Raw genomic sequence first — 26,900 nt, 5'->3', positions numbered from 1 at the left:
GGACCTGCGCATGCGCGCGAGTGGGCATTTAACGGCAGTGTTTCCGCCCGGAACTGCGGTGATCTGCCACCTCGACGCCCCATCAGGACGCCGCCCGGGTCAGGGCTGGACCTGCTGCAGCTGTTCCATCAGTTCGGGCGGGATGGCGTAGATGAACACCACGGCCAACAGGTTCTTGGCGGCGTGGACAAAGTAGGAGAACATCAGGTTCTTCCCGGTCCACACGTAGACAAACACCAGGGTGGCGCCCATGGCGAGGTACGGCATCAGCACCGGCAGGGTCAGTGTTTCCTGGCCCACGATGTGCAGTGCCGCGAAGAGGAAGGTGGACAGGACACAGCACACCCAGATGTTGACGCGCCGGCTCAGCTTGCCGATCAGCAGGTGGCGGAAGATGTACTCCTCCACGAACGGGCCCACGATCACCAGCAGGGGCACGATCAGCCACGGCGGAACCTGTTGCACGAGGGCCTGCACATTGGCCTGGTTGGCCGAGCCCTGCACGGGGCCGGTGAGGGCCACCAGGATGGCTGTCAGGATCAGCATGGCCACCACTGCCACCGGGATCATGATCAGCGTGAACCAGGGCCTCGTGGCCAGCACTCGCAGGTCGCGGGAGGCAACCCGGCGGGCGGCGGCGAGGGCCAGTACGCCCACGCCGCCGTAGAACAGCAGGTTGACCGAGTACACGGCAATGGTGGGGTCCGGGGACAGCTGGAGCAGCAGCGGCTGCAGCAGCGGACCCGCAACGGCGAAGAGCGCGGCGACGGCCACGTAGAGCCCCACCGTGGTGTAGTCGAGCGCGGAGAAACGGTAGAGCTCCGGCTGTGGCGCCGGGGAATTGCGGACGGCTGTTCCCATGCGTCCAGCCTAGCGGTGCATCAGGCGCAGGGAGGCCGCCCGAAAACACGCGGCGGTGAGACGGGATCTACGTCAGGACTGCCCTGTGATGGTCAGGGCGATGAGGACGCAGTTCAGGCCGACGATCAGCGTCGCGCTGGTCCATCCGGCGACCTTGAGTGCCGTCGAGTCCGTGTGGATGCCCATGACATCGCGTTTGCCCGTGAGCCGAATGAGCGGGATCAGGGCGAACGGTATGCCGAAGCTGAGGAGTACCTGGCTGAGGACCAGGGCGAGGGTCGGTTCGATGCCGGCACCCAGAATGACCAGGGCAGGGATCAAGGTGATCATGCGGCGGGTGAGCAGCGGCACCTTGACCTTCAGCAGTCCGCCCATGATGGTGGCGCCGGCGTAGCAGCCCACGGAGGTGGAGGCAAGGCCCGATGCGAGCAGCCCGATGGCGAACACAACGCCGATGACCGGGCCCAGCGCCGAGGTGACTGCGGCATGCGCGCCGGCGATGGTGTCGGTTCCCTCGATGCCGCGCAGGCTGGAAGCGGCCAGCAGGAGCATGGCGATGTTCACGACGCCGGCCAGCATCAGGGCGCACGCAACATCGAACCGGGTGGCCCGGATCAGCCGCGTCCGCTCTGCCGGATCCTCGGAGAAGCCATGCCTGTCCCGGGCGAGGGCGGAGTGCAGGTAGATGGCGTGCGGCATGACCGTTGCCCCGAGCATGCTGGCGGCCAGCAGGACCGTGTCCGTTCCCTCAAAGCGCGGGACGAGGCCGCCCATGGCGCTTCCGGCATCCGGCGGATTAACAAAGAGCCCGGAGACGAATCCCACCGCGATGATCCCCAGAAGGACCAGGATGGCGTATTCGAAAGACTTCTGGCCCTTGGAGGACTGCAACGCCAGCAGCAGCATGGATGCCAGGCCGATGATGACGCCGCCGGCCAGCAGGGGAAGCCCAAAAAGCAGGTTCAGCGCCACCGCGCCGCCGATGACTTCCGCCATGTCCGTGGCCCCGGCCACGACTTCCGCCTGAACCCAGTACAGCCTCCGACGCCGGGTGCCCAGGCGCTTACCCAGAATTTCCGGAAGGCTCATGCCCGTCGCCAGCCCAAGCTTGGCGGACTGGTACTGGACCAGGACGGCCATCGCGTTCGCAGCAACAAGGACCCAGACGAGCAGATATCCGTAGTTTGCACCGGCGGTCAGGTTGGCGGCGACATTTCCCGGATCCACATAGGCGATGGCGGCGACGAACGCCGGCCCCATAAGCAGTAGGCGCGACCATTTCCTGCCGCTGGCCGGTTTTACCGGGAGGGTGGAGATAGCCATCGTTGTTCCTCGTCATCGGGGGTGCTGATAGGACGAGAATAGCTTAATTTAGGCATACCGAAAAGTAGAGTTTCGGCGCTGCTACCTTCCGCACGCATTTGGGGTGGACTCCCGCCGGACACCGGCCGTCCCACGGCGGCGCTTGACGTTGGGGGCCCGGCCGGGCAGGCTGGACGGATGACGTCCTAAGAAGCAGCGCCGGCACGCTGTGCAGCAGCACGGCCGGGCTGTGCACCGGTACCAAGGCCCCGCAGAGACCACCGACCCCCGTTCGGCAGAGTCTCCGGCGCCACACTTCGGACCCGCGAGGACTTCCCTTGACTGAACATCTTTCCCTGGCCGGCGTCACCCATGGCTACGGTGACCGCCAACTCTTTAACGCCGTCCACCTCGCCATCGGCGCCGGCGAGCACGTGGCCGTGGTCGGCGAGAACGGCGCCGGAAAATCAACCCTGCTGCGGATCCTGGCCGGGCTCGAGGCGCCGGACGAGGGCACCGCGGTCAGCCACGGCCGCGTCGGCTACCTTGCCCAGACCACCGGGCTGCCGGTGACGTTCACCGTAGGCAACGCCGTCGACGACGCACTGGCATCACTCCGCGCCCTCGAAGCCGAGCTGGACCGGCTGGAAGCCGGACTGGCGGATGCCGATGAGGAGCAGCTGGACCGCTACGGCAACCTGCAGACCGAATACCAGCTCCGGGAAGGCTACGCCGCGGAGTCGCGGGTGGAGGCGGCGCTGGACCGCCTGGGCCTGGGCGGGCTGGACCGGCAGCGGACGCTGGGTTCGCTCTCCGGCGGCGAGCAGCACCGGGTGGCGCTGGCCTGCGTGCTGGCCGATCCTGCGGACATCCTCCTCCTGGACGAGCCCACCAACCATCTGGACGCCAGCGGCACGGTGTGGCTTGAGGCGCGGCTGGCCGCCCACCGGTGGACCGTCGTCGTGGTTTCCCACGACCGGGCGCTGCTGCGAACGGTGGCCTCCTCCATCGTCGAAGTGGACGCCGAACGGTGCGCCGTCCACCGCTACGGGAACGGCTACGAGGGGTACCTGCGGGAGAAGGCGGCCGAGCGTGAACGCTGGGTGCAGCAATACCGCGGCTGGCTGGATGCGATGGCCGCCGAACGCCTTCAAGCGGACACCGTGGCCGGCAAGATGGGCTACGCCCGCCGGCGCGACGACGACAAAATGGGCTTCGACTTCAAGGCCGGCACCTGGCAGCAGGCGGCCAGCAGCAAGGTCCGCAACGCCCAGGAGCGGCTGCGCCGGCTCGAAGCCAACCCGGTGGACCGTCCGCCCGTTCCTTTGAAACTGGCGGCGGACCTCCAGCCAGCCGGGGCGTCCGGCATCGGTGAAGGAGCTGACCCCGGTGCGGGCGGCGCCGACGGTGCCGGCACCGGCATTGCCTTGGAAGCCTGCGGCGTGGTGGTCCGCGGGCGCCTGGAACGGACGGATTTCCGGGTGGAAGCCGGCCGCAAGATCCTGATCACAGGGCCCAACGGCGCCGGGAAATCCACGCTGCTGTCCGTCCTTGCGGGGACACTGGAACCGGACGCGGGCACGGTGGTGCGGCACGGCAGGATCGGTTATCTGCGACAGGAACTGGAGCCGCCGCTCCGCCCCGGGCAGCGGCTTCTTCCGGCCTTCGTGTCCGGCCTGGGCGGCAACATCGACGAACATGCCGAGGCCCTGCTGCGGCTGGGCCTCTTCCGGACCACCGAATTCCATGTGCCCGTAGGCAGCCTGTCCGCCGGTCAACAGCGCCGGCTTGCCCTGGCCCGGCTCCTGCTGGGCGGCTTCGGCACGATGCTTGTTGATGAACCCACCAACCACCTGGCGCCCGTACTGGTGGAACAGCTGGAGGCGGCACTGGCGGACTTCGGCGGAACCCTGGTCATGGTGAGCCACGACCGCGCACTGGGGGAGTGGTTCAGCAAATGCGCCGCACGTGAGGGCACGGGATCGGGTGCCGGCGCAGGGGCAGGGAACTGGCTGCGGTACACCATGCGGGACGGTGCGCTGGTGTAGCTCCGGGGCACCTGCAGGGTCCGCAGGACGGCCGGAAAAACGGTGAGGTTTGCGTTAAAGGATCGTTACTCCCCGCGCGCCGGGCCGAAACATCAGCGGAGCAGGATGGAAGGGAGTCAGTGATTCCCACGCTCAAGTAGCACCCGCGCGCTCCGCCGCCGGGCCTACCCAGCCGGCCGAAAGGATCCGTCCCGTGATCACCAAAAACCTTTTCCTGCAGGGCGTCTTCCCCTTTCAGGGAGCCGGACTTGAGAAGCCCGTTCCCATCCACCGGGAGCTCGCGCACTTCGTTCCGGACGGAATCATCAACCAGACCCTCTACTTCCGGGGCGGCAACTCCAGTTCCGAGCTGATCACCGCCGTCCTGATGCGCGACGGCGTGCCCATGCGGTATTTCCCCATCGGCGCCAAGAGCGACGTCCACGTGCCGCTGCGGGTGGTGGAGGACATCGAGGGCGGCTCCGTGATCGAGGTATTCCTCCTGGCGGCCGACGGCGTCACAGGCTACCTGGTGGTCGACCTGGGCATGGTGGAACACTGATGACCACTGTCGCAGACAAGACCCAGCACAAGACCCAGGATAAGACCCGGCCCACCCTGCCGGGGCCCCTCGGAAAGGGCAGGCTCCAGCCCAAACACCAGGCGCGGCAGGGCAGGCAGGACGCCCGCCGCCGTCTGGTGGTGATCGGCAACGGCATGGCCGGCGCCCGGGCAGTGGAGGAGATCCTGGCCCGCGGCGGCGCCGAGCAGTTCACCATCACCATGTTCGGCGACGAACCGTACGGAAACTACAACCGGATCATGCTCAGCCACGTCCTCTCCGGCGAGGAAAGCGACGCGGACATCTTCCTGAACGCCCTGCACTGGTACCAGGACAACAACATCACGCTGCACGCCGGGGTCCGGGTGGAACGGATCGACCGCTTCACCAAGTACGTCTTCGCGAACAACGGCCACGTGGTGCCGTACGACGTGCTGATCATCGCCACCGGCAGCCAGTCGTTCATGCCGCCGATGGACGGCCTGTACACGCCCAGCGGTTCGATCAAGCCCGGGGTCTTCACGTTCCGCACCATCGACGACACCCGCAACATGGTCCAGCACGCACAGCACGACGATCACCCCTCGGACAGGCAACGCAGGGCGGTGGTGATCGGCGGCGGCCTGCTGGGGCTGGAAGCGGCGCGCGGGCTCCAAAGCCACGGTATCGACGTCGACGTGGTCCACTCCGGCGGGCACCTCATGAACGCCCAGATGGGGCCCGACGGCGGGGCCATCCTCCGCCGGAGCGTGGAGGCGCTGGGAATCCGGGTGCACACCGGAAGCCGCACCACCGCGGTCCTGGGGACGGACAAGGTCACCGGCGTCCGGCTGCGGGACCAGCCGGACATCGGCTGCGACATGGTGGTGGTGGCCGCGGGAATCCGGCCCAACGTGGACCTCGCCGTGCTCAGCGGACTGCACGTGGAACGCGCCATCGTGGTGGATGACCAGCTGCGGGTGGGGGACGAGGACGACATCTACGCGGTGGGCGAATGCGTCCAGCACCGCGGGGAGGTCTACGGACTGGTGGCCCCGCTGTGGGAGCAGGCCGTGGTGCTCGCCGACCACGTGACCGGCACTGACACGTCCTCGGCCTACCTGGGTTCCCGGATCGCCACGAAACTCAAGGTTGCCGGCGTCGAGGTCGCGTCCATGGGCCTGCAGGGCCCGGAACGGGACACGGACGAACATATCGTCTTCTCCGAGCCCAGCCGCGGCGTGTTCAAATCCATCGTCATCCGGGACAACAAGATGGTGGGCGCCACCCTGCTCGGCGACAGCCGCAAGGTGGCCTACCTGACCCAGGCCTTCGACAAGGGGCTGCCCCTGCCGGAGGAGCGGATCTCGCTGATGTTCGACCTGGGCGGCCCTGCGGAGGAACAGGGCGTGGCCGAACTCGACGACGACGCCCAGGTCTGCAACTGCAACGGCGTCAGCAAGAAGTCACTCGTGGATGTGGTCAAGGGCGGGTGCAACACCCTGACCGGAGCCATGGACGCCACCCGGGCAGGCAAGGGCTGCGGTTCCTGCAAGCTGCTGGTGAAGCAGGTGGTGGAATGGGCGGCCGACGGCGCCGTGGCGGAGGACCCGGCCGCCAGCTACTACGTGCCGGGAATTCCGCTGGACAAGGCCTCGCTGATGGCGGCCATCCGCAAACAGGGACTCCGCTCGGTCTCTTCGGTGTTCGCCGCACTGGCGCCGGGCAGTGCCGAGGACGCGAAATCCAAAATGGGCCTCGCCTCGCTGATGAAGATGATGCTCGCGGACCAGTACATCGACGAGCGGGACGCCCGGTTCATCAACGACCGTGTGCATGCCAACATCCAGCGCGACGGCACGTTCTCCGTGGTGCCGCAGATGAAGGGCGGCGTGACGTCGGTGCAGCAGCTGCGCCGGATTGCCGACGTCGCCGAGAAGCACAACATTCCGCTGATCAAGCTGACCGGCGGGCAGCGCATCGACCTGCTGGGCGTGCCCAAAGAGGACCTGCCGCAGGTCTGGGCGGACCTGGACATGCCCTCCGGCTATGCGTACGGAAAGAGCTTCCGCACCGTCAAAACCTGCGTGGGCAAGGACTTCTGCCGCTACGGCACCGGCGACTCCACCAAGCTGGGCATCGAGATCGAAACCCGGTTCCAGGGCATCGAGGCGCCAGCCAAGCTGAAGCTGGCGGTCTCGGGCTGCCCGCGGAACTGCGCCGAGTCGCTGGTCAAGGACGTGGGCGTGGTGGCGGTGGAAGGCGGCCGCTGGGAAATCTACGTCGGGGGAGCGGCCGGCGCCCACATCCGCAAGGGTGACCTGCTGGCCACCGTCGAGGACCCCGAAGAGGTCAAGGTGCTCTCAGGCCGGTTCATGCAGTACTACCGCGAAAACGCCAACTGGCTGGAACGCACCTACTCCTTCGTGCCACGGGTGGGCATTGACCGCATCCGTGCCGTGGTGGTGGAGGATGCGGAGGGCCTCGCGGCCGGGCTGGACGCCGCCATGCAGGCGTCCGTGGACAGCTATGTGGATCCCTGGACCGAGCGCGATGATCCGCTCACGCCCGGGCAGTTCCGCACCTCGCTGCCGCTCACGGTGCTTCCCCAGGTGCCGGTCCGATGAATGCCGGCCGCAACCTCGGGCCCGTCGGCCAGATTCCCTTCGGGGAGGGGCGGGCGTTCGGCGTCGACGGCGAGCAGGTGGCGGTGTTCCGGCTCCGCGACGGCACCCTGCGGGCGCTGTCCGCCGTCTGCCCGCACAAGGGCGGTCCGATCGCGGACGGCACCATCGACCAGGACGTGGTCCTGTGCCCGCTGCACCAGAACGCCTTCAGGCTGGATACCGGATGCTCCACCAGCGGCGCCGAACCTTTGACCAGCTACGACGTCCAAATGGACAACCATCAGAATATTATTCTGCGAACCTCCGCGAGGTAGCTGGATTTATTCGGCATAACTCCTTGCTGCTGTTGTCTGCGTCACTGACGGTTCCGCGGGCCTTGTAAACTGGGGAGGCCGCGCGAACTTCGACGCCTTGCGAGTTTTCCTCCGGATAATTGCCCAGACGAGGGATAAACCCGAATTATCCGGAGAATTGCTCTGCGTTCCTGAGCCGGCCATACCCCGACCCACAAGGAACAGTTGTGCCACAAAGTACCCCAACAGAACTTAAGAGCCCGACGGTGCAATCCGCCGTCGTCGACTCCACCCTCAGTGCCGAGGGCTACAAGAAGTCCCTGAGCGGCCGCCAGGTCACCATGATCGCCATGGGCGGCGCCATCGGCGTCGGCCTCTTCATGGGTGCCGGCGGACGCCTGGCCTCCACCGGCCCTGCGCTGATTTTCTCCTATGCCCTTGCCGGCGTCATCGCCTACCTGCTGATGCGCGCCTTGGGCGAGCTCATCATGTACCGCCAGACGTCCGGCTCGTTCGTCAGCTACGCCGGCGAAATGTTCGGCAAAAAGGGCGCGTACGTGTCCGGCTGGATGTACTTCATCAACTGGGCCATGACGGGCATCGCCGAGCTCATCGCGATCGGACTGTACTTCCAGTTCTTCTTCCCCAACGTGCCGGTTGAACTGACCGCCATCGCTGCCCTGCTGCTGCTCGTGGGCGTCAACCTCATGAGCGTCAAGGCGTTCGGCGAATTCGAATTCTGGGCGTCCTGCCTCAAGGTCGGCGCCATCCTCATCTTCCTGGCCGTGGGCACCTTCATGGTGGTCACCAACGCCCAGGTGGGCGACGGCCATGCCTCGGTCAACAACCTCTTCGCAGCCGAAGGCGGAATGTTCCCCAAGGGTGCCCTGGTCATGATCCTGGTCCTGAACGCCGTGATCTTCGCCTACAACGGGATTGAGCTCGTCGGCATCACGGCCGGCGAAATGCAGGACCCTGCCAAGGAAGTACCCAAGGCGATCCGGGCCGTGGTCTTCCGCATCGTGGTGTTCTACGTCGGTTCGGTGACACTGCTGGCCATGTTGCTGCCCTCGGACCAGTACGTGGCAGGCACCTCGCCGTTCGTCACCGTCTTTGGCCAGATGGGCTTGGGCTGGATGGGCGACGTCATGAACATGATCGTCATCACCGCCGCGCTGTCCTCCTGCAACTCGGGCCTGTATTCGATCGGCCGGATCTTCCGCACCATGGCCAACAACGGGCACGCCCCGGAGTGGCTGACCCGGATGTCCAAGAGCCACGTGCCCTACGCGGCCATCCTGGCCATCGGCGCCGTCTACCTCGTCGGCATCCTGCTGAACATCTGGCTGGGCGGCTCGCACGCCTTCGACCTCGCGCTCAACTCCGCGTCTATCGGCGTGATCTTCACGTGGGGCGCCATCTTCGCCAGCCAGATCGCGCTGCGCAAGACGAAGGGCAAGGTTTCCTCCCTGCCCGCGCCCGGCGGAACCTGGAGCAGTTGGGCCGGCCTGGTTGCCCTGCTGGTCATCACCGTGCTGATCGGCTTCGACACCATGACCAGCAAGACCGGTGAGGTCTTCCACCTCGGCCTCTGGACCCTCGCCACCATTCCGTTCTTCGTCCTGGTGCTGTGGCTCGGCTGGAAGAAGGTCAGGAACAACGAACCGAAGAGCGAGCTCTTCAGCTGACGCTTTTCGCACAAGCAGTACGACGACGGCGGCGGTCACCTCACGAGGTGGCCGCCGCCGTCGTAATTTCCCCGGGAGGAGCGCGAACGGACACTTAGGGCCCTTAGGAGGAGCGCGAACGGACACTTGAGGCCCCTGGCCTGGGGCCTCAAGTGTCCGTTCGCGCTACTTGGCTAATCCTTCAGGTGACGGGCGAAGTGATCCGCTGCCATGCTTCCGCCGCCGCCTCCGGGTCCGGCTTGACGCCCATCACCCGGAAGAGCGGGCGCAGAATCCGCGGTCCCTCTTCGGCGTCATTCATGAAGGCGTGGCCGGCGCCGTCGAACTCCTTGATGTCGTGCTCGACGCCCAGCGTGTCCAGCACAGCTTCGAGTTCCGCTGCAGCGCCGGCCAGCGTGCGGTCCGCCTTGCCGAAGTTGCCCACGATGGGGCACGCGCCCCGCAGCGCTCCTTCCGGGTCCTTGGGCAGCCGGCCGTAGTTGACCGACGCTGCGTCGAAGCCTTTGTTGGCGAGCAGCAGCGCGAAGCCGCCGCCCATGCAAAAGCCGATCACGCCGATCTTGCCGTTGGTCCGGCCGGAGTTCTCCAGCCAGGCCTGCGCGATGGCCAGGTCCGTGAAAGCCTGGCCGGAACCGGACGCCATCGACCGCATGGTGGAGACTATGCAGCGCCGCATGCCGCCGTTGCTGAACAGGTCCACCGCCAGGGTCAGGTAGCCGGCGGCTGCCAACCGGTCGGCCTAGCGGCGTGAAATGTCGTTGAGGCCGAACGCTTCGTGGATCATCAGGACGGCGGGGAACGGGCCCGGTCCCGCGGGTTCAGCCAGGTAGCCGCGCAGGTTGGGGGAGCCGGTTCCGGCAGTGTCTGCGGGCGTGGCCGCGTTACTTCCGGCACCGCCCAGGTCGATGATCGTCATGGTGCGGACCTTCCGTTGGCGGTTGCTGTCCACCCGAGAATCTCACAAAAACGGCGGGCATCCCCCAAAGGAATGCCCGCCGTTTTTTTCCTAGGCAGTGGCCGTGGCCCCCGCCCGGGATGCTTTAGTCTCTTTTGAACTCGTCCTTCACGTTTTCGCCAACTTTCTTGGCGTCAGCAACAACCTGGTCCTTCTGACCCTCTGCGCGCAGACGGTCATTGTCCGTGGCGTTGCCGGCCGCTTCCTTGGCCTTGCCGCCAAGGTGCTCTGCTTCGTTCTGAATTTTGTCGCCGATACCCATGGTGTATTCCACCTTTCGTTGCCGGTTAAAAACTAAGCACTTTTACCCTAACACAAAGCATGCTTACTAAATCAAGGACGCCGATGCGGGCGCGCTTTCGCCACTTTGGGCATCCCTGTGTGGCGTCGCCTGTGACGCTTGTCGGCGCTCGCGGATAGGCTCGTGGCATGGACCACAAGACAACGCTCACGCATCACGCCAGTGCCAGTCCGGGCAAGGTATGGGCCGAGATCTCGGACATCCCGGGCTCCGCCGCCACCCTCGCCGGAATCGAGTCCGTCCAAATGCTCAGCGAGGGCGCGGACATCGCTGCGAAGGCCGGGTCCCTCTGATGGTGGACGGTCGCGCGGCAGGCAGGGCACCCAAAGCGCCCAAGGTGACGGCCCCCCGTCTTTCCCCGGTCAGGCTGGAAGAGATAAGCGAGGAGCCCGCACCGGATTTCCAGCGGGGCGAACGGTATGACGGCCTCAGGTTCAGCCGCGCCGATGCAGACGGCCTCGAGCTCAGCGGCACGGACTTCGCCGAGTGTGCCTTCGAAGGGGTCTCCTTCAACGAGACGCAGCTGCGCGGCGCGACGTTCCGGGATTGCATCCTGGCCGAAATGTACGCCCCGGTGCTGACCGCGGCGCGGGCTACGTTGCGGGATGTGGAGATCGCCAATCCCCGGTGGGGTTCGGCGGAGCTGTACGAGAGCGGCTGGACGTCGGTGCGGATTGACGGCGGGAAGCTGGACTATGTTAACCTGCGCGGCTCCAGGCTGACGGATGTGCAGATCAGCGACTGCATCATCAATGAGCTGGACCTGGGGTCGGTGACGGGAACCCGGGTGGCGCTGAAGAACTGCACCATCGGCACGCTCGACCTCGCCGGCGCCAAACTCAAGGATTTCGACCTCCGCGGCACGGACTTCCGCACCATCAGCGGACTCGGAAGCCTGTCCGGCGTGGTGATCGACGACTATCAGCTGACCCTGCTGGCCCCGCTGCTGGCAGCCCACCTTGGCGTCACGGTTCTGTAAGTACCGGGAACTTGGTTGACCCCTTGCGGCCGCAGTGTAATCTTTATAGAACGAACGGTCGGTAAATTAGTCGCCAGGCTTTTGCCGCCGCAGATGACATTGCCGTTAATCGCGTGAAGGGTGTTTCCATGGCCTCAGCAGTAGCAGGACCGCAGGCATTTTTAGTGGGCGGTGCCCGCACACCGGTGGGCCGCTACGGAGGCGCGCTCTCCGCTGTCCGTCCCGATGACCTTGCCGCCCTCGTGGTCCGCGAGGCCGTCTCCCGCGCAGGCCTTGACCCCGATTCCATCGACGAAGTGATCCTCGGCAATGCCAACGGCGCCGGCGAGGAAAACCGAAATGTGGCCCGCATGGCCACCCTGCTGGCCGGGCTTCCGCTCCATATTTCCGGCATCACGGTCAACCGCCTGTGCGCCTCCGGCCTGAGCGCCATCATCATGGCCAGCCACATGATCAAGTCGGGAGCCGCGGACATCGTGATTGCCGGCGGCGTTGAGTCCATGAGCCGGGCGCCCTGGGTGCAGGAAAAGCCACAGACGGCCTTCGCGAAGCCCGGCGCCATCTTCGACACCTCCATCGGCTGGCGGTTCGCCAACCCGCTGTTCCAGAAGGGCGAGCTCTCCCGGGACGGCAAAATGACCTACTCCATGCCGGAAACCGCCGAGGAAGTGGGCCGAGTGGACGGCATCTCCCGAGAAGACGCGGACGCCTTTGCGGTCCGTTCGCACGAACGCTCACTCGCGGCCATCGCCGCCGGCCGGTTCAAGGACGAAATCGTCCCGGTGACCGTGAAGACCCGCAAGGGCGAAACAGTGGTGGACACCGACGAAGGCCCCCGCGCCGGAACCACCATGGACGTGCTCTCCGGGCTCCGCCCCGTGGTCAAGGGCGGCTCGATCGTCACGGCCGGCAACTCCTCCACCCTGAACGACGGCGCCTCCGCCATCATCGTGGCGTCCGAAGCGGCCATCCAGAAGCTGGGCCTCACGCCGCGGGCCCGCATCGTTGACGGCGCCTCGGCCGGCTGCGAACCCGAAATCATGGGCATTGGCCCCGTCCCCGCCACCCAGAAAGTGCTGGGCCGGAGCGGCTACAGCGTGGGTGACCTTGGCTCCGTCGAACTTAACGAAGCCTTTGCCACGCAGTCGCTGGCCAGCATGCGCCGGCTCGGGCTGGACCCGGAGATTGTGAACCGCGACGGCGGCGCGATCAGTTTGGGGCATCCGCTCGGTTCCAGCGGCTCCCGGATCGCCATCACCCTGCTGGGCCGGATGGAACGCGAAGACGCCAAAATGGGCCTCGCCACCATGTGCATCGGCGTCGGCCAAGGCACCGCGATGCTGCTGGAGCGCGTGTAATGGCGGCCCCGGAAAGCGCGAACGGACACTTGGGCACCCCTGACCTGACCAACACGGACTTCCGCACCCTCCTGGTCGAGGAACGTGAGGACCGGGTGGTGGTGCAACTGAACCGCCCCGAGGTCCGGAACGCCATCGACCAGCAGATGGTGGACGAGCTCCATATCGTATGCGCCGCACTGGAACAGAACCCCAAGGTGCTCATCATCGCGGGCGTTGACGGCGTCTTCGCCTCAGGCGCGGACATTGCCCAGCTGCGCGAACGGCGCCGGGACGACGCGCTGCAGGGCATCAACTCCACCATCTTCGTCCGGATCGCGAAGCTGCCGATGCCCGTGATTGCGGCCCTGGACGGCTACTGCCTGGGCGGCGGCGCGGAACTGGCGTACGCAGCTGACTTCCGGATCGGAACGCCCAGCGTCCGCATCGGCAACCCCGAGACCGGCCTGGGCATCCTGGCCGCGGCCGGCGCCAGCTGGCGGCTGAAGGAGCTGGTGGGCGAACCCGTTGCCAAGCAGATCCTGCTGGCCGGCCTGGTGCTGCGCGCCGAGCAGGCCCTCGCCGTCAACCTCATCACCGAAATCCACGAGGCCCCCGTGTTGATGGACGGCGCGCACAGTCTCGCGGACCGGATCGCACGGCAGGATCCGCTGGCCGTGCGGATCACCAAGTCCGTGTTCCATGCCCCGGCCGAGGCGCACCCGCTGATCGATCAGTTGGCGCAGGGGATCCTTTTCGAGTCCCAGGCGAAGTTCGACAGGATGCAGACCTTTTTGGATAAAAAAGCAGTCAAGAAGTCGGCCAACCCCACAGATAAGAATTCAAACCAGCAAGACGGGACGAAGTAACCATGGGCAATTCCGTACTTCCGGCGGGCCTTCCCGGCGCCGGCCTTCCCCACTCCGTGGGAGTTCTCGGCGGCGGCCGGATGGGGGCGGGCATCGCCCACGCCTTCCTGATCAACGGTGCCAACGTCCTGGTGGTGGAGCGGGACGAGGCTTCGGCCGAAGCGGCCCGGGAGCGCGTGGAGTCCGCAGCCGCCAAGAGCATCGAACGCGGCGCCACGGACGGCAACCTGGATGAAATGGTCTCCCGGCTTTCCGTGACGGTGGACTACGACGACTTCAAGGACCGCCAGCTGGTGGTGGAGGCCGTTCCCGAGGACTGGGACCTGAAGGTCTCCTCCCTCCGCGGAATTGAGGAGCGACTCTCCGACGACGCTTACCTTGCCTCCAACACGTCCTCGCTGTCCGTCAACGGCCTTGCCCGCGAGCTCAAGCGCCCGGGAAACTTCCTGGGCCTGCACTTCTTCAACCCGGTTCCCGCGTCCACGCTCATCGAAGTGGTGCTCGGCGAGCAGACGTCACCGGACCTGGCCGCCGCAGCGAAAAGGTGGGTGGAGGCGCTCGGCAAGACCGCCGTCGTCGTCAATGACGCTCCCGGCTTTGCCTCCTCGCGCCTGGGGGTGGCCATTGCCCTGGAGGCGATGCGCATGGTGGAGGAAGGCGTCGCGTCCGCCGAGGACATCGACAACGCCATGGTGCTGGGCTACAAGCACCCCACCGGTCCGCTGCGGACCACTGACATTGTGGGCCTGGACGTCCGTCTGGGCATCGCGGAGTACCTGCAGTCGACCCTGGGGGAGCGCTTCGCGCCGCCGCAGATCCTGCGCGAAAAGGTGGCCCGCGGCGAACTGGGGCGCAAGACCGGCAAGGGATTCTTCGACTGGCCGGCGTAGGGCCCGCTGCTTAGCGCCCGGGCTTAGCGCCCGGAGAGCTTAGCGCCCGGGCTTAACGCCCAGCCCGCGCGTCGAGGGCGGACTTCAGTCCGTTCATTGCGGGGTCCCGGAGCGACGTGAACGCCGGCTTCATAAACGGTTCAATGAGTTTGAGCGCGCCCTTGAGCTGGAACTCCGCCGTGTACTTCACTGAGCAGCCGGTGCCGTCCGGGGAGACGTCGATGGAGTCCTCGGATATGACGGTTTTGTTTTCGCCCCGGAGCTTGATGTGGTTCTTGGTCAGCTCCACCACCTCGTAAATGAGCGTCTGCCGTTTGCCCCGGAACTCCGCTTCGGCGTGGTACCGGTGGCCCACGGCAACGGGGCCATCGGAGAGCTTCTTCACCACGGGGGTGCCGGGGTCCCATTCCGCGGTGTGCTCGAAGGCTGACAGGTAGGTGAAGGCTTCCTCTGCCCCGAGGGGAGAGCTGACGGTTCCCGCTACTGTGATCATCCCCACAGCCTAGCCGCTGCCCCTAGGATGGTCCGGTGACTTCCATCGAACCCATCACGCTGACCGGTCAATACGTTGTGCTGGAGCCCCTGAGCCACGCGCACCACGACGGCCTGGTGGAGGCTGTCCGCGACGGTGAACTCTGGAAGCTCTGGTACACCAGCGTGCCTACGCCAGAAGGCATGGCGGCCGAGATCGACCGCAGGCTCCGGCTTCAGGAAGCCGGCTCCATGCTCCCGTTCACCACGCGCCTGGTTGACCCGGCCACCGGCGGTCCCGGCCGGGTGATCGGGATGACCACCTACATGAACATCGACGCCGCCACTCCCCGCGTGGAGATCGGCTCCACGTGGACCGCGGCTTCTTCGCACGGCAGCGGGACCAACCCGGATTCGAAGCTGCTGCTGCTGCGGCACGCCTTTGAAACGCTGGGCTGCCCGGCCGTGGAGTTCCGGACGCACTGGCTCAACCACCAGTCCCGGGAAGCCATTTTGCGGCTGGGCGCCAAGCAGGACGGCGTGCTGCGCAGCCACACCCGGACGGCGGACGGGCAGCTCCGGGACACCGTGGTGTTCTCGATCCTTGAGCATGAGTGGCCCATGGTGCGTGCCGGCCTGGAGTTCAGGCTGGCGAAGCAGCGCTAAGCTACCTCGCCAACGTGCCCGGCTTGACCTCGCTCATCACGGCCGTGGCATAGGCCCGGTGCCCGGTGGGCGTCGGGTGGAAGTTGGAATCCGCCAGAGGATTCCCGCCGTCGTAGGCGATCCACGGAGCGGCGGAGTTCACGGCATGCCCGGCAAACCTCGCTGTGACGTCGACAAACTGCGCGTTCGCCCCGTAAGCATTGGCACTGGAGACTGCCGTGGCGATGGCGGCATTGAGTTTGTCCGTGGCCTGGTTGATCAGCCTTTGCTCGTCCACGGAGAAGTACGGATTCCCGTCCGCCGGCTCGAACAGCCGCGGATAGCCCAGGACAGCGATCTTCGCGGACGGAGCGTACGTGTGAATCTGCCCGTAGAAGTAGGCGAGCGCCTCACCCACCTGACTCATCCCGCCTTCGGAGGACGCCACGGCACCGGCGCACACTTCAACGCCGTAGGCGGCGCAGGCGCCCAGCACCTGGCTTACTCCCGCATCGTTGGCTCCGGCGGTGATGGTGACGATTCCGGTGGACGGATTCAGTTTCTGCGCGGCGACGAGACCCGTGAGCTGGGTTTCGACGCTGATTTGTTGTTGGAGCGGGTCGTCGCCCGAAAAAAGGAGTGCCCCATGGCAGGCGGCATTGACCACCAGGGACACCCGGCCTGTTTTGTCGACGTCGCCGACATACCCCGGGCTGCTTTGCCAGCATGTCGCTTCAGCCGGCTTGTCGGCTGCTCCCGCGCCGGTTCCCGCGGTGTAGGAGTCACCCACCGCGACGTAATCAAGTTCCCCCGCAGGTGCCGCTCCCGCCGGCCCGGCCGAGGTTCCCACAGCGAGGGCCAGCGTTGCCAGGCCGGCAGCGAACGCCGCCTGCCGCCGTCGTAATGTCCGGTCACTCATCAGTTTCCCCTTTGTTCTGAACTGTGGACCGGGCTGTTCGGCCGCGGGCCGGCGGCCAAGCCGCAAGTACGCCCAACGGTACGCCGCCGCCCGCCCGCCGGACACGGGCCGGAATACCCGTTTATTTGCCGGGCGCCACCCTATTTATCGGCCGGTACCCGTGCCGGATGTCAGGGGTCTGTGATTAGCTGTCTGGATGGAACAGCCTGGACAGCCCGTGAACTGGGACGGAGCCGTGAATGCGTGGCGCATTTCCGGCAGCGTGTTCCGGATGGGACGCCGGGAATGGGTCACCGGGACGGGCTGGAAACAGGCGTACGACGACGGCGTCCGCACCGTGATCGACCTCCGGAACCCCTCGGAACGCGGGCTGAGGGACACCGACCCCGCCGTGGACGCGGAGGTGCTGGCGGCGTTCGACATTGTGCATGCCCCCACCGAGGATCCGGACCACCCGGAGTTCAGGGAGCTGTGTTCCCCGTACCTGAACGATCCTGCCTGCTACGCGGCCAATGCCCGGCTGTTTCCGGAAAAGCTCGTGGCTGTCTTCAAGGCGGTGGCTGCCGCACCCGCCGGTGTGGTGGTCCATTGCTCGGCCGGCCGGGACCGCAGCGGAATGGTGGCTGCCATGCTTCAGGACCTCTCCGGCGCCGGCGACCATGAGATTGTTTCCGGTTACCAGGCGGCCATGCGGGGCATCAATGAGCGCCACCGGCTCGTCGGGCCGCCGCATAAACATGAGCGCTATCTGGAGGAGGGCGCGCTGGTGCCCCTCCTGGAGAAACGCGGCGGCGGAACTTTGGAATTCGTCCGCGGCCTTGATACCCGAAACTACCTTTTGCGGCACGGGGTCACCGTGGCCGAACTGGCTGCCATCCGTTCCCGGCTGGCAACCAGGGTGACGACGTAAACACACTATGGGGGACACCTTGACGCATCACTCCGGCCGGAACCCGTTCCACCGCGCCCTGGGGCTCGCCGCCTGTGCCGCCCTCACGTTCGGCGGCACCTTCCTGGCGGTCCCCGCCGTCGCGGAATCCGGTGCGCCGGTTCCCGATTCTTCCGTGTCGGCGCCCGCCGGATCCACCCAGGCGCCCGCGACGACGTCATCCCCGGCGGGCGATTCCGCACCTGGCATCAGCGACGCCGGCCTGTCGGAGGCCGTCCTCCGCGACCTCGGAATGACGCTGGAGCAGTTCAACGCCGCCGGTGAGCAGGGCAAACGCGCGGCCGACGCCGTTGCCTCCTTACGCGGGTTGCCCGGCTATGTGGGAATCAGCTTGAAAGACGGCCGGATTGTGGTGGAGGGCAGCGGACCGGAGCTCGAAGCCCGGGTAGCTGAACTCAACGCCGCGGGGCCCGGCGACTTTGTGCTGGTAGCTTCCAGTGCCACGCCGGCGCCACCATCACAGCCGGCGCCTTCAGCGTCCACACCGGCTACGACGCCGGCAGCATCCGCGCAGGCCGAACCGGCCGCGCCGGAACGGGTGGCAGCCAGCACGGACCAGCTGTTCAAGGACTACGTCCGCGAGGTGGGCGCCGAAGGCCTGCAGGCCGTGGCGTATGCCAACGGCAGCTTCGTGATCCGCACCGGCGGCACCAACCAGGCGGAGGCCGAAGGTGCCCCGGCCACCCCTGCACCCCCCGGACCGTCAGCGGCGTCGCCCTCGCCGTCCGAATTCGTGGCGCGGTATTCGAACGTCCGCCTGGAAGAGGGCGCCCCGATTGCGCCGGAGGAGGACTTCTTCGGCGGGCAGGGCTACGTCTTCAACACCGGCATCACCTGCTCCGCCGGTTACGGCGCGTACAGCCCCGACGGAAAACCGCTGGTGCTCACTGCCGGCCACTGCACCGAAGACGGCACGGCCACAACGGCCAACGTGGAGCGCCCCGAATCACCCGCGAACAGGCTGCTCGGCACCCTGGGCTTCAGCCAGTTCGGCGGCCCGGGCAACTCCCGGATCACCGGCGACGAAGCCAATCCCGGAAACGTCGGCACGGACATCGCGGTGATCGGGGATATCCGGCCGGGCCTCGACGTCCAGCCCGCAACCACGCGCTGGGATGCTCCCACGGACCCGGGATCCACGGCAGTGAAGATTATCGGAACCGCATCGCCATCGCCTGGACAGGCCGTCTGCCGGTCCGGCCGGACCGCCGGCTGGTCCTGCGGCACGGTGGACGAGGTGGGCATCTACGTCGTGGGCGGCTTCACAGCTGACCCGGCCGACCTCCGGGCCTTCCGCGGCTTCCTGTCCACCTCCGTCCAGTCCAGCGGCGGCGACTCCGGCGGCCCCTGGATCAGCGGGAACTTCGCCGTGGGCACCCATTCCGCGGGAGACCAGGTGGTTCCCGGGCAGCCGGTCAACAACTTCGCCGTGGCCACCACGCTGGAGGACGCCATGACCCGGCTTCCCGGCGTCCAGCTTCAGCTGTTCCTCAACAAACCCCTGCTCACGGAACCGGCCGACGGCGGCGGCGTGGCACTCGGCCAGACCATCACCGGGGAGGTCCCGGCGGTCCCGGCCTCCGCCGTCGCCGCGGGTTCGAAAGTCCGCATCACGGTCACCGGGCAGGAACCCGTGGAAGTACCCGTGGATGCCGCCGGGCAATGGCAGTTCACTGCACCGTCCCCGGCCGGCCGGCTGCGGTTCACCGCCGAGACCGTCAACGGCTTCAGCCACTCGGGGGCCAGCAGCTTCGACGTCACCGTGCTGCCGTCCGAGCTCCCGGCACCTGTCATTGGCAGCCCGGCGGATGGCGCCTCCCTCACGACGCTTGAGGGCATCGAGGGGACCGGAACACCCGGTGCCACGGTGGCACTCTCCGGCGACGCCACCGGGCAGGCCGTGGTGGGGCTCGACGGCACGTGGAAAGTGCCGGTGACAGGCAATGTGAAGTTCGGAACCTTCACGCTCACGGCGGTGCAGACCGCCCGGGGCGCCGCTGACAGCCCGGCGGCGAGCCGGACCTTCACAGTGGTGCCGCCGTCGCCGGTTGTTGCCAACATCCAGGACGGCCAGCATTTCGCCCACGACGCCGTTCCGCAGCGGATCACCGGATCAGCGCTGAAAGGCGCGGCGGTGACCGTCACGGCGGACGGCACCGCGGTGCGGGCCGGCTCGGACGGGACCTGGAGCGTGCCGGTTCCGGCAGGGCTCGCCGCCGGAACCCATACGGTGACAGCCAGCCAGGCGGTCGACGGCGTGGCCTCGGCGCCGGTGAACCTCACCTTCGTGGTTGACCCCGCACCGGTGATTGTTCCCGCCGGGATCACTCCGGCCGGCGTCTCAGGCCAGTTGCCGGCCACCGGCGCCGACGGCCTGCTGACCGCGGCCGGGGTCGGAACCGGTGTGCTGCTGCTCGGCGGTGCCGCGCTGGTCATTGCCAGGCGCCGCTCCCGCCCGTGACGAGGGTTTTTGTCCACTTATCGCGCCCGATGGGGCTTAGCTCGCGATAAGTGGACAAAGATTCCAAGCTACTGGAAGTCGGCCAGCCAGAGGTCCGGGCCGAACACTTCGTACTGGATGTCCCTGGCGAGCACGCCCCGTGCGACCAGCGCGCTCCGGACGGACTTCAGGAAGGGCAGCGGGCCGCAGAGGTAGTATTCGGCGTCGTCCGGCAGCTCAATCGCGTTGACGTCCATGAACCCCTTGAACGAGGACGCACTGTCCGAGCCGTTCGGCTCCAGGAACCACGTATTCAACGAGCCGTCTGCCAGCGACGCGAGGTCCTCGGTGACCTGGGCCCGGAGCGGGAACGACGCAGGTGCGTCATCAGCGTGGAGCAGCATGACCTTGCGCTGGGAACCGGACTTCACCAGGTGCGAAAGCATGCCGGCCATCGGGGTGATGCCGATGCCCGCACTGGCCAGCACCACCGGCCTGTCCGTGTATTCCAGGACCACGTCACCGAAAGGTGCCGAGAGCACCACTTCGTCGCCCTCCTGGATCTCATTGTGGAGCAGGTTGGACATCTCGCCGTCGGGCGTCGGGAGCCCATGGACCCGCTTCACCGCGAACTGCCGGTGGTGGCCGTCGTCGGCCTTGGTGAGGCTGTACTGCCTGGGCTGGTGCACGCCGTCGTGCATCTTCATCTTGATGGTGACGTACTGTCCGGGCAGGGAAGGCTTGACGTCGCGCTCGTCGGTGCGTTCAACGATGAACGTGACCACGTCGTCGGTCTCCTGGACGCGACGGGCCACACGCCAGGTCCGCCAGATCGTCTCGGGTGAGAGGTGCACGGCGTTGTAGAGCCCGCGTTCCTTGTTGATGAGCATGTTGGCCATGAGCCAGTAGACCTCGTCCCAGGCAGCGGCCACTTCGGGGGTGACGGCATCGCCGAGCACGTCCACGATGGACCACATCAGGTGGTCGTGGACCACCTGATACTGGTCCGGCGCCAGGCCCAGCGAGACGTGCTTGTGGGCTATCCGGGACAGCAGATGGTCCGGAAGCTGATCGGGTTTGTCCACCAGGAACCCGGCGAACGCGGCGATGGACCCTGCCAACGCCTGCTGCTGGCGTCCGTCCGCCTGGTTGCCCCGGTTGAAGAGCCCGTCCTGGAGGTCCGGACGCGCTTCGAACATGTGCTTGTAAAACCGTTTTGCAATCTCCTCGATGTGTTCGCCAACTACAGGCAGCGTTGCCTTGATGACAGGAGAAGAGGTGTCTGAGAGCATGATTGATCCCTTCCGGTCTTGCCGGTTAGTGCAGGCGGTGGTTCGTCGCTCGGCACAGCAAACCTAACAGCCGGAGCCGGTCCACTTCCGGGCCGATCGGCACTTCACCGGACCGGAAAATGGGTGTACGGCCGGCGGATAGTGGTTCAGCCTTCCGCGGCCAGCTCACCGCGCGCGATGCTGTCCGAGGAATGCGCCGGGTTGCCGTCAAAGGGCTCGTTGGACACGTCCACGATGGGATACTGGGCCAGGTCGAGCCCCTCGGGGATCGCGAAGACGCCCGGTTCGCCATCCAGCACGCCAAGGCTGACGAGCTTGGAGAGGTCGGGCGAGATCACCCAGACCTCCCGAAACCCGCTGACCGGGCCGTTTGAGAGCTGCACCACCAGCTGGCGGGTGCCGTTGGGAAGCTTCTCCACGAGGGCTTTGCCGCTGGCCGTATAGGACGCCAGGGGCTGCAGCGGAGCCTCGGCAACCACCACGGCCTGGGGAGCGGTCTGCGTGGGTGAGGGCGCCGCTTCCGGGCCCTGCCCCAGGACGTTGTAGCCGGCCCACACTGCGGCCGCGCCCACCATTATCCCCGCCGCTGCGGCCATGGCCACCCAGCGCCGGGCACCCGAACCCGTCCCGGAGGACCCGTTCCTCCGTGCCGAACCTGGCCTCACGCCACCGGCGCGCGGCCGCAGCGGCGTCGGCGCGGTGGCCCGCGCCGGAGATGCGCCCGGCAGCGGCGCGCTTGGCTCCTCAGCAGCGGGAGGCGAGGCGGCGAGCGAAGTAGCGGGGGGCGCGGTGGTTACAGGCGCCGCGGGGCCGGCGCCCGCCGTCGTGCTTTCCGCCGTGGTGCCTTCCGCCGTGGTGCCTTCCCAGGGGGCCCGCCGGCTCAACGGGTCCTGCGCCTGTTCGGGGGAGAGGCCCAGCGCCTGGTGGATGGCTGCCCAGTTGTGCGGCCCGGGCGTGGCGAGCTCCACTTCGGCAGGATCGACTGTCGCGGCGCGGACGGTGCGTTCCAGGGCTTTCAGAGTGCCTGAACATTCCCGGCAGAACGCCAGGTGGTCCGCTTCTGCCGGCGTCAGGGCGGGTTCACCCAGGGCCATCAGGCTCAGCAGTTCGTCGTCAAGATGCTTCATGGCCCGCCCACCTCCAGCCGGGTCCGCATCCGGGTGAGGCTGCGCCGGATGTGGCTCTTGACGGTGCCGAGGGGCAATTGCAGGCGCGACGAAATCTGATCGTGCGTGAGGTCCTCGTAGAACGCCAGCTTCATGATCGCCTTCTGTGGATCGCCCAACCGCTCCAGCTCTTCCTCCAAGGTTATGCGGTCCGCCACGGCTTCCACGTCAGCGGCCAGCGGTCCGGCGGTGCGCTCATCGCCGACGAACTGCCCCGCGGCGTGTTCCAGCTCCTGCCGGCGCATCCGGGCGGACAGCGCGTCGGAGACGGCGTTACGGGTGATCCCCACCAACCATGCAGGCAGCCGGGCAGCCTCCGGCCGGTAGCTGAGGCGTGACTTCCAGGCGCGGATGAACACTTCCTGGGTGACGTCGTCGGCCGCCGCCCGTTCCCCGAGCGACCTGAGCGCCAATGTGTACACGAGCGGGCTCAGCCGCCGGTAGGCCTCGGCGAGCGCAGCTTCCTCGCCGGCCGCGAACGCATGATCGAGAGCGGCGTCCCAATCGTGCGGTCCGGGAGGCGTCATCAATGGCTCCTTCGAGCGGCAGTGAGACCTGTGGAACCACATTATGCCGTGCCCGCTGGCGCACCGCCAGAGAGCGGTGTCTTTGGACAGCCGCGGATGGTCGCCGGACACGACGGCGGGCCGGTCGCCGGAGCGGTCGCCGGAGCGGACGAGGGGACGGTCGCCGGACACGACGGCGGGGCCGCCCGTCAGGCGGCCCCGCCGGCAATGGCGATCAGTGATGGCGCACGTCGTTGCTGCGCGCCCCGTCTCTGCGAGCCGCGTCAGTGACGGCCGTGCCACCGGTCCTCGGAGTCAACAACCTGGACGGCCACGGCCAGGGTGCCATCGGCCAGGCTTCCCCAGGCGTAGACAATCGTGTTCTTGCCGGCCTCCACGGTGATGTCAGCCGGCCCGATCACCGGATCGGTGGTCCCGGCCGCGGCCACGGACGCCGAAATGGTTCCGGCCTTGAGCTTCAGGGTTGCCTCGTCCGGATTGCTGAGTCCCTCGATCACTGCCGATCCGCCGGCCAGGACGTCGACGGCGGGAGCGGCGGCTACGTGCCTGACCGTCAGTTTGCCCTTGTTGTCGTTGCGCGGAGCCTTGGTGTTGTTGGTGAAGAGCGTGGCCGTGGGGGCGCCGTCGGCGTCAAGGTGTGCCACGGCGGTGTAGTCCCCGCCCTCGTCGAGTTCAACAGTGACCGGCCCGATCACCGGGTTGTCGGCGCTGGTGGCGTCCGAGGCGGTGATGGCGATGTCATAGTCGCCGGCATCCAGCTCCAGCGGGCCGGCCAGGGTCCCGGGCGTGAAGTCATCCAGGGTGAGCTTGCCGTCCACCCACACGTCCACGGTCAGGCCGGGCACGCCGTGCAGGACCGAGAGCTTGGCGGGGTCATCGTTGTGGTGCCAGCCGCCGGCCTGGGCCGGGGTCGCGAAGGCCAGTGCGGCCGCGAGCGACAGTGCTCCGGCGGCATACGTTGTTTTGCGCATTTTCAAACTCCTCAGAGGGATGCCCGGTGACGGGCTGTGTTTGTGCTTACGCCCTTACTACCTGCGGGACGTCCTCTGTGGATGCAAAGTCATGGATCTTTTTTTTGGCGTCAGTTTTTCCGGTCCATCAGGAGGTTGGTGATCCGGAGCGTGCAGAGACGCTGGCCCGCCTCGTTGGTGAGCAGGACCTCATGGGTGGTCAGTGTTCCGCCCAGGTGGATGGGGGTGGCAGTGATGGTGATCTGGCCCTCGCGCGCCGACTTGTGGTGGGTGGCGGACACGTCCACGCCCACGGCGGTCTTGCCCATGGTGCTGGCGTGGATCACCGCCGCCCAGGAACCCACGGCCTCGCCTACGGCCAGCGAGGCTCCGCCGTGCAGCAGCCCGAACGACTGCCGGTTGCCCTCCACCGGCATCGTGGCAACAACGCGTTCCACCGATTCCTCGACGATCTTCACGCCCATCTTCTCGTCGAGTTCCCCGAGGGTGATCTTCCACAGTTCGGCGCTGCCGGTTTCTGGCTGCATGGCAACTTCTCTTTCGTTGGGGTTCCTCTAGTGTGCAGCAAGGCACATTCATGTACTGTAGACATATTACCGAACGGACGGTCAGTAATACACTGGCCGTGATGATCTTGCCCCCGCTGGAAGGACCCGTCAACGATGACCACCACTGCAACCGCTCCGAAATCCTCGCTGGACACTGTGGAGACCGTTCCCAGTTTTGTCCGGGACGCCTGGTGGACGCCCGACGCCGATGCCGCGGCTTCCGCTGTCCCCGTCCTGGATGCCAGCACCGGCGAGCTCCTCGCCAAGGTGAGCACGGAGGGACTGGACCTTGCCGACGTCGTGGAGTACGGACGCACCACCGGCCAGAAGGAACTCGGCACGCTGACCTTCCACCAGCGCGCCCTGAAGCTCAAGGAGCTGGCGCAGTACCTCAACGCCCGCCGCGATCACTTCTATGAGCTGTCCGCCCAGACCGGCGCCACCAAGATCGACTCCATGGTGGACATCGACGGCGGCATCGGCGTGCTCTTCACGTTCGGCTCCAAGGGCCGCCGCGAACTGCCCAACTCGCAGGTTGTGGTGGACGGCCCCATGGAGGTCCTGTCCCGCGATGGTTCCTTCGCCGGCGAGCACATCTACACCCGCATTCCTGGCGTCGCCGTGCAGATCAACGCCTTCAACTTCCCGGTGTGGGGCATGCTGGAGAAGTTCGCGCCCGCGTTCATCGCCGGCGTTCCCACCATCGTCAAGCCCGCCACTCCCACCGGGTATGTGGCGGCGGCCGTGGTCAAGGCAATCGTGGAGTCCAACATCCTGCCCAAGGGCTCGCTGCAGCTCATCTCCGGCTCGGCCCGCACCATCCTCGACAACCTCGACTACCGCGACCTCGTGTCCTTCACCGGCTCCGCCACCACGGCCAACTCGCTGAAGTCGCACCCGAACGTGGTGCAGGGCGGCGTCCGCTTCACGTCGGAGACTGACTCGCTCAACGCGGCCATCCTGGGCCCGGACGCCGTCAAGGGCACGCCGGAGTTCGATGCCTTCATCAAGTCCGTGGTCACCGAGATGACGGTCAAGGCCGGGCAGAAGTGCACCTCCATCCGGCGCACCATCGTGCCCCGGGAGCTGGTGTCCGACGTCGTTGCCGCCGTGGGTGCCCGCATCGAGGAACGCGTGGTGCTGGGTGATCCCCGTGCCGAGGGCGTCACCATGGGTGCGCTCGCGTCCCTTGAGCAGCTGGCCGACGTCCGCGCCGCTGTCCAGTCAATGCTCGACGCCGGCGGCGAGCTTGCGTACGGCACGCTCGATTCGCCCAAGGTGACCAAAGCTGACGGTGGAGTGGCCGTCGTCGAAGACGGTGCCTTTATGTCCCCGGTGCTGCTCAGCTGGGCGGACGCCGAAGCCGAGGAAGTCCACACACTGGAAGCCTTCGGTCCGGTGTCCTCGGTGATCGGCTACACCGACCTGGCCGACGCCGTGCGCCTCGCCGCCCGCGGTGGCGGCTCACTGGTGGCTTCGGTGTGCACCAATGATCCCGAGGTTGCCCGCGAACTGGTCACCGGGATTGCCGCGCACCACGGCCGCGTCCTGATGCTCAACCGTGAGGACGCCCGCAGCTCCACCGGGCACGGTTCCCCGGTCCCGCACCTGGTCCACGGCGGACCGGGACGTGCCGGCGGCGGCGAAGAACTGGGCGGCATCCGTTCGGTGATGCATCACATGCAGCGCACCGCCATCCAGGGTTCGCCCAACATGCTCACCGCCGTCACGGGCATCTGGCACACCGGCGCCGACCGGAACTTCACGCTCGAGACCGAAGGCCAGCACCCGTTCCGGAAGCACCTGAGCACGCTGCACATCGGCGACGCCATCCGCTCCGAGCTGCGTGAAGTGAGCCTGGAGGAGATCAGCAAGTTCGCCAACTCCACGGGCGACACGTTCTACGCCCACACCAACCAGGAGGCTGCGGAGGCCAATCCGTTCTTCCCGGGCATCGTGGCGCACGGCTACCTGCTGCTTGCATGGGGCGCCGGGCTGTTCGTGGAGCCCGCTCCGGGCCCGGTGCTTGCCAACTACGGCCTGGAGAGCCTGCGCTTCATCACTCCGGTGGCCGCGGGCGATTCCATCCGCGTGACGCTGACCGCCAAGAAGATCACCCCGCGTGAAACCGACGAGTACGGCGAAGTGGCCTGGGACGCCGTCCTGACCAACCAGAACGACGAAATCGTAGCCACCTACGACGTCCTCACCCTCGTCGAAAAATAACCCTGGAGAAGTAGCCTCGTCGTCCCCCGACGCTCTCTCACTTTTGGTCCGTTTTTTCCGACGCTCTCTCACCCCG

26 protein-coding genes are annotated in these 26,900 nt (G+C 66.9%); 14 read left to right on the top strand and 12 right to left on the bottom strand.

What is annotated here, in order from left to right; translation table 11 throughout:
* Positions 1–99: 99 nt before the first annotated feature.
* Both AC1MDG_RS16880 and AC1MDG_RS16875 read right to left on the bottom strand, forming a co-directional pair.
* The gene (locus tag AC1MDG_RS16880) at positions 100–861 is read right to left on the bottom strand and encodes a CPBP family intramembrane glutamic endopeptidase (protein ID WP_479805358.1); all 762 of its coding nucleotides are present in this window, start codon (positions 859–861) and stop codon (positions 100–102) included.
* Between the two features lie 72 nt (positions 862–933).
* The gene (locus tag AC1MDG_RS16875) at positions 934–2,184 is read right to left on the bottom strand and encodes an Nramp family divalent metal transporter (protein ID WP_479805356.1); all 1,251 of its coding nucleotides are present in this window, start codon (positions 2,182–2,184) and stop codon (positions 934–936) included.
* Positions 2,185–2,501: 317 nt separating this feature from the next.
* Between AC1MDG_RS16875 and AC1MDG_RS16870 the strand changes: the two genes are divergently transcribed.
* The 5 genes from AC1MDG_RS16870 (at position 2,502) to AC1MDG_RS16850 (ending at position 9,339) form a co-directional block, all read left to right on the top strand.
* Positions 2,502–4,211 carry an ABC-F family ATP-binding cassette domain-containing protein gene (locus tag AC1MDG_RS16870; RefSeq protein WP_479805354.1) on the top strand — a complete coding sequence of 570 codons (1,710 nt, stop codon included), beginning with the start codon at positions 2,502–2,504 and terminating at the stop codon, positions 4,209–4,211.
* A gap of 193 nt (positions 4,212–4,404) precedes the next feature.
* Positions 4,405–4,752 (top strand): hypothetical protein, encoded by a 348-nt coding sequence (locus AC1MDG_RS16865; RefSeq protein ID WP_043483598.1) that lies wholly within the window; start codon positions 4,405–4,407, stop codon positions 4,750–4,752.
* A 155-nt stretch (positions 4,753–4,907) separates the two neighbouring features.
* A complete protein-coding gene (gene nirB / locus AC1MDG_RS16860) occupies positions 4,908–7,358 on the top strand; it encodes a nitrite reductase large subunit NirB (RefSeq protein ID WP_479809125.1) in 2,451 nt (816 codons plus the stop codon).
* Entirely contained in the window at positions 7,355–7,672 is a 318-nt protein-coding gene (locus AC1MDG_RS16855; protein ID WP_479805352.1) for a Rieske (2Fe-2S) protein, read from the top strand. Before nirB ends, AC1MDG_RS16855 begins: the two co-directional genes overlap by 4 nt.
* Positions 7,673–7,878: 206 nt before the next feature.
* The gene (locus AC1MDG_RS16850) at positions 7,879–9,339 is read left to right on the top strand and encodes an amino acid permease (protein WP_479805350.1); all 1,461 of its coding nucleotides are present in this window, start codon (positions 7,879–7,881) and stop codon (positions 9,337–9,339) included.
* Positions 9,340–9,520: 181 nt separating this feature from the next.
* On the opposite strand, the gene AC1MDG_RS16845 is transcribed toward AC1MDG_RS16850, so the two are convergent.
* The 3 genes from AC1MDG_RS16845 to AC1MDG_RS16835 all read right to left on the bottom strand — a co-directional run bounded on the left by AC1MDG_RS16845 (position 9,521) and on the right by AC1MDG_RS16835 (position 10,556).
* On the bottom strand, positions 9,521–10,069 hold the full coding sequence (locus tag AC1MDG_RS16845) for a dienelactone hydrolase family protein (protein ID WP_479805348.1): 549 nt from the start codon (positions 10,067–10,069) through the stop codon (positions 9,521–9,523).
* Positions 10,070–10,078: 9 nt separating this feature from the next.
* The gene (locus AC1MDG_RS16840; protein ID WP_479805346.1) at positions 10,079–10,255 is read right to left on the bottom strand and encodes a hypothetical protein; all 177 of its coding nucleotides are present in this window, start codon (positions 10,253–10,255) and stop codon (positions 10,079–10,081) included.
* 124 nt (positions 10,256–10,379) lie between these two features.
* The gene (locus AC1MDG_RS16835; RefSeq protein ID WP_011693098.1) at positions 10,380–10,556 is read right to left on the bottom strand and encodes a CsbD family protein; all 177 of its coding nucleotides are present in this window, start codon (positions 10,554–10,556) and stop codon (positions 10,380–10,382) included.
* 167 nt (positions 10,557–10,723) lie between these two features.
* On the opposite strand from AC1MDG_RS16835, the gene AC1MDG_RS16830 reads away from it, so the two are divergent.
* The 5 genes from AC1MDG_RS16830 (at position 10,724) to AC1MDG_RS16810 (ending at position 14,670) form a co-directional block, all read left to right on the top strand.
* Positions 10,724–10,888, top strand: a complete 165-nt coding sequence (locus tag AC1MDG_RS16830) for a hypothetical protein (RefSeq protein ID WP_479805344.1) — start codon at positions 10,724–10,726, stop codon at positions 10,886–10,888.
* A complete protein-coding gene (locus AC1MDG_RS16825; protein WP_479805342.1) occupies positions 10,888–11,574 on the top strand; it encodes a pentapeptide repeat-containing protein in 687 nt (228 codons plus the stop codon). Before AC1MDG_RS16830 ends, AC1MDG_RS16825 begins: the two co-directional genes overlap by 1 nt.
* A gap of 128 nt (positions 11,575–11,702) precedes the next feature.
* Entirely contained in the window at positions 11,703–12,932 is a 1,230-nt protein-coding gene (locus AC1MDG_RS16820; RefSeq protein ID WP_479805340.1) for a thiolase family protein, read from the top strand.
* Entirely contained in the window at positions 12,932–13,780 is an 849-nt protein-coding gene (locus tag AC1MDG_RS16815) for an enoyl-CoA hydratase/isomerase family protein (RefSeq protein WP_479805338.1), read from the top strand. Before AC1MDG_RS16820 ends, AC1MDG_RS16815 begins: the two co-directional genes overlap by 1 nt.
* A 2-nt stretch (positions 13,781–13,782) precedes the next feature.
* Positions 13,783–14,670 (top strand): 3-hydroxyacyl-CoA dehydrogenase family protein, encoded by an 888-nt coding sequence (locus AC1MDG_RS16810; RefSeq protein WP_479805336.1) that lies wholly within the window; start codon positions 13,783–13,785, stop codon positions 14,668–14,670.
* A gap of 52 nt (positions 14,671–14,722) precedes the next feature.
* Here the strand turns inward: AC1MDG_RS16810 and AC1MDG_RS16805 are convergent, their stop codons facing one another.
* Positions 14,723–15,163, bottom strand: a complete 441-nt coding sequence (locus tag AC1MDG_RS16805) for an SRPBCC family protein (protein WP_479805334.1) — start codon at positions 15,161–15,163, stop codon at positions 14,723–14,725.
* A 35-nt stretch (positions 15,164–15,198) separates the two neighbouring features.
* Between AC1MDG_RS16805 and AC1MDG_RS16800 the strand changes: the two genes are divergently transcribed.
* Entirely contained in the window at positions 15,199–15,807 is a 609-nt protein-coding gene (locus AC1MDG_RS16800; RefSeq protein ID WP_479805332.1) for a GNAT family N-acetyltransferase, read from the top strand.
* Between the two features lies 1 nt (position 15,808).
* On the opposite strand, the gene AC1MDG_RS16795 is transcribed toward AC1MDG_RS16800, so the two are convergent.
* Positions 15,809–16,705, bottom strand: coding sequence for an SGNH/GDSL hydrolase family protein (locus AC1MDG_RS16795; protein WP_479805330.1), 897 nt, complete (start codon positions 16,703–16,705; stop codon positions 15,809–15,811).
* 196 nt (positions 16,706–16,901) lie between these two features.
* Between AC1MDG_RS16795 and AC1MDG_RS16790 the strand changes: the two genes are divergently transcribed.
* Together AC1MDG_RS16790 and AC1MDG_RS16785 are read left to right on the top strand one after the other, a co-directional pair.
* A complete protein-coding gene (locus AC1MDG_RS16790; RefSeq protein ID WP_479805328.1) occupies positions 16,902–17,615 on the top strand; it encodes a tyrosine-protein phosphatase in 714 nt (237 codons plus the stop codon).
* A gap of 19 nt (positions 17,616–17,634) precedes the next feature.
* Positions 17,635–20,115, top strand: coding sequence for a trypsin-like serine protease (locus tag AC1MDG_RS16785; RefSeq protein ID WP_479805326.1), 2,481 nt, complete (start codon positions 17,635–17,637; stop codon positions 20,113–20,115).
* A 68-nt stretch (positions 20,116–20,183) separates the two neighbouring features.
* On the opposite strand, the gene AC1MDG_RS16780 is transcribed toward AC1MDG_RS16785, so the two are convergent.
* The 5 genes from AC1MDG_RS16780 to AC1MDG_RS16760 form a co-directional block, all read right to left on the bottom strand.
* Positions 20,184–21,386: a globin domain-containing protein gene (locus AC1MDG_RS16780; protein WP_479805324.1), complete on the bottom strand. Its 1,203-nt coding sequence runs from the start codon at positions 21,384–21,386 to the stop codon at positions 20,184–20,186.
* 146 nt (positions 21,387–21,532) lie between these two features.
* Positions 21,533–22,513 carry an anti-sigma factor gene (locus tag AC1MDG_RS16775; RefSeq protein ID WP_479805322.1) on the bottom strand — a complete coding sequence of 327 codons (981 nt, stop codon included), beginning with the start codon at positions 22,511–22,513 and terminating at the stop codon, positions 21,533–21,535.
* Positions 22,510–23,079 carry an RNA polymerase sigma factor gene (locus AC1MDG_RS16770; RefSeq protein WP_479805320.1) on the bottom strand — a complete coding sequence of 190 codons (570 nt, stop codon included), beginning with the start codon at positions 23,077–23,079 and terminating at the stop codon, positions 22,510–22,512. The genes AC1MDG_RS16775 and AC1MDG_RS16770 overlap by 4 nt, the downstream gene beginning before the upstream one ends.
* 263 nt (positions 23,080–23,342) lie before the next feature.
* Positions 23,343–24,050: a DUF4397 domain-containing protein gene (locus AC1MDG_RS16765; RefSeq protein ID WP_479805318.1), complete on the bottom strand. Its 708-nt coding sequence runs from the start codon at positions 24,048–24,050 to the stop codon at positions 23,343–23,345.
* Between the two features lie 110 nt (positions 24,051–24,160).
* Positions 24,161–24,577: a PaaI family thioesterase gene (locus AC1MDG_RS16760; protein WP_043430976.1), complete on the bottom strand. Its 417-nt coding sequence runs from the start codon at positions 24,575–24,577 to the stop codon at positions 24,161–24,163.
* Between the two features lie 135 nt (positions 24,578–24,712).
* Between AC1MDG_RS16760 and paaZ the strand changes: the two genes are divergently transcribed.
* The gene (gene paaZ, locus AC1MDG_RS16755) at positions 24,713–26,824 is read left to right on the top strand and encodes a phenylacetic acid degradation bifunctional protein PaaZ (protein ID WP_479805316.1); all 2,112 of its coding nucleotides are present in this window, start codon (positions 24,713–24,715) and stop codon (positions 26,822–26,824) included.
* The last annotated feature ends 76 nt before the right edge of the window (positions 26,825–26,900 follow it).

It is taken from the genome of Arthrobacter sp. AIWTK1 (assembly GCF_056680535.1).
Note: the sequence above shows the minus strand (reverse complement) of the source record. Positions and strands in the feature narration are given on the sequence as shown.

What these genes read in the sequence shown, in the direction of transcription:
- AC1MDG_RS16880 (WP_479805358.1), bottom strand. Translation starts at nt 861, where the DNA reads ATGGGAACAGCCGTCCGCAATTCCCCGGCGCCACAGCCGGAGCTCTAC.
- AC1MDG_RS16875 (WP_479805356.1), bottom strand. Translation starts at nt 2,184, where the DNA reads ATGGCTATCTCCACCCTCCCGGTAAAACCGGCCAGCGGCAGGAAATGG.
- nirB (WP_479809125.1), top strand. Translation starts at nt 4,908, where the DNA reads ATGGCCGGCGCCCGGGCAGTGGAGGAGATCCTGGCCCGCGGCGGCGCC.
- AC1MDG_RS16855 (WP_479805352.1), top strand. Translation starts at nt 7,355, where the DNA reads ATGAATGCCGGCCGCAACCTCGGGCCCGTCGGCCAGATTCCCTTCGGG.
- AC1MDG_RS16840 (WP_479805346.1), bottom strand. Translation starts at nt 10,255, where the DNA reads ATGACGATCATCGACCTGGGCGGTGCCGGAAGTAACGCGGCCACGCCC.
- AC1MDG_RS16835 (WP_011693098.1), bottom strand. Translation starts at nt 10,556, where the DNA reads ATGGGTATCGGCGACAAAATTCAGAACGAAGCAGAGCACCTTGGCGGC.
- AC1MDG_RS16830 (WP_479805344.1), top strand. Translation starts at nt 10,724, where the DNA reads ATGGACCACAAGACAACGCTCACGCATCACGCCAGTGCCAGTCCGGGC.
- AC1MDG_RS16825 (WP_479805342.1), top strand. Translation starts at nt 10,888, where the DNA reads ATGGTGGACGGTCGCGCGGCAGGCAGGGCACCCAAAGCGCCCAAGGTG.
- AC1MDG_RS16820 (WP_479805340.1), top strand. Translation starts at nt 11,703, where the DNA reads ATGGCCTCAGCAGTAGCAGGACCGCAGGCATTTTTAGTGGGCGGTGCC.
- AC1MDG_RS16815 (WP_479805338.1), top strand. Translation starts at nt 12,932, where the DNA reads ATGGCGGCCCCGGAAAGCGCGAACGGACACTTGGGCACCCCTGACCTG.
- AC1MDG_RS16810 (WP_479805336.1), top strand. Translation starts at nt 13,783, where the DNA reads ATGGGCAATTCCGTACTTCCGGCGGGCCTTCCCGGCGCCGGCCTTCCC.
- AC1MDG_RS16805 (WP_479805334.1), bottom strand. Translation starts at nt 15,163, where the DNA reads ATGATCACAGTAGCGGGAACCGTCAGCTCTCCCCTCGGGGCAGAGGAA.
- AC1MDG_RS16795 (WP_479805330.1), bottom strand. Translation starts at nt 16,705, where the DNA reads ATGAGTGACCGGACATTACGACGGCGGCAGGCGGCGTTCGCTGCCGGC.
- AC1MDG_RS16790 (WP_479805328.1), top strand. Translation starts at nt 16,902, where the DNA reads ATGGAACAGCCTGGACAGCCCGTGAACTGGGACGGAGCCGTGAATGCG.
- AC1MDG_RS16780 (WP_479805324.1), bottom strand. Translation starts at nt 21,386, where the DNA reads ATGCTCTCAGACACCTCTTCTCCTGTCATCAAGGCAACGCTGCCTGTA.
- AC1MDG_RS16775 (WP_479805322.1), bottom strand. Translation starts at nt 22,513, where the DNA reads ATGAAGCATCTTGACGACGAACTGCTGAGCCTGATGGCCCTGGGTGAA.
- AC1MDG_RS16770 (WP_479805320.1), bottom strand. Translation starts at nt 23,079, where the DNA reads ATGACGCCTCCCGGACCGCACGATTGGGACGCCGCTCTCGATCATGCG.
- AC1MDG_RS16765 (WP_479805318.1), bottom strand. Translation starts at nt 24,050, where the DNA reads ATGCGCAAAACAACGTATGCCGCCGGAGCACTGTCGCTCGCGGCCGCA.
- AC1MDG_RS16760 (WP_043430976.1), bottom strand. Translation starts at nt 24,577, where the DNA reads ATGCAGCCAGAAACCGGCAGCGCCGAACTGTGGAAGATCACCCTCGGG.
- paaZ (WP_479805316.1), top strand. Translation starts at nt 24,713, where the DNA reads ATGACCACCACTGCAACCGCTCCGAAATCCTCGCTGGACACTGTGGAG.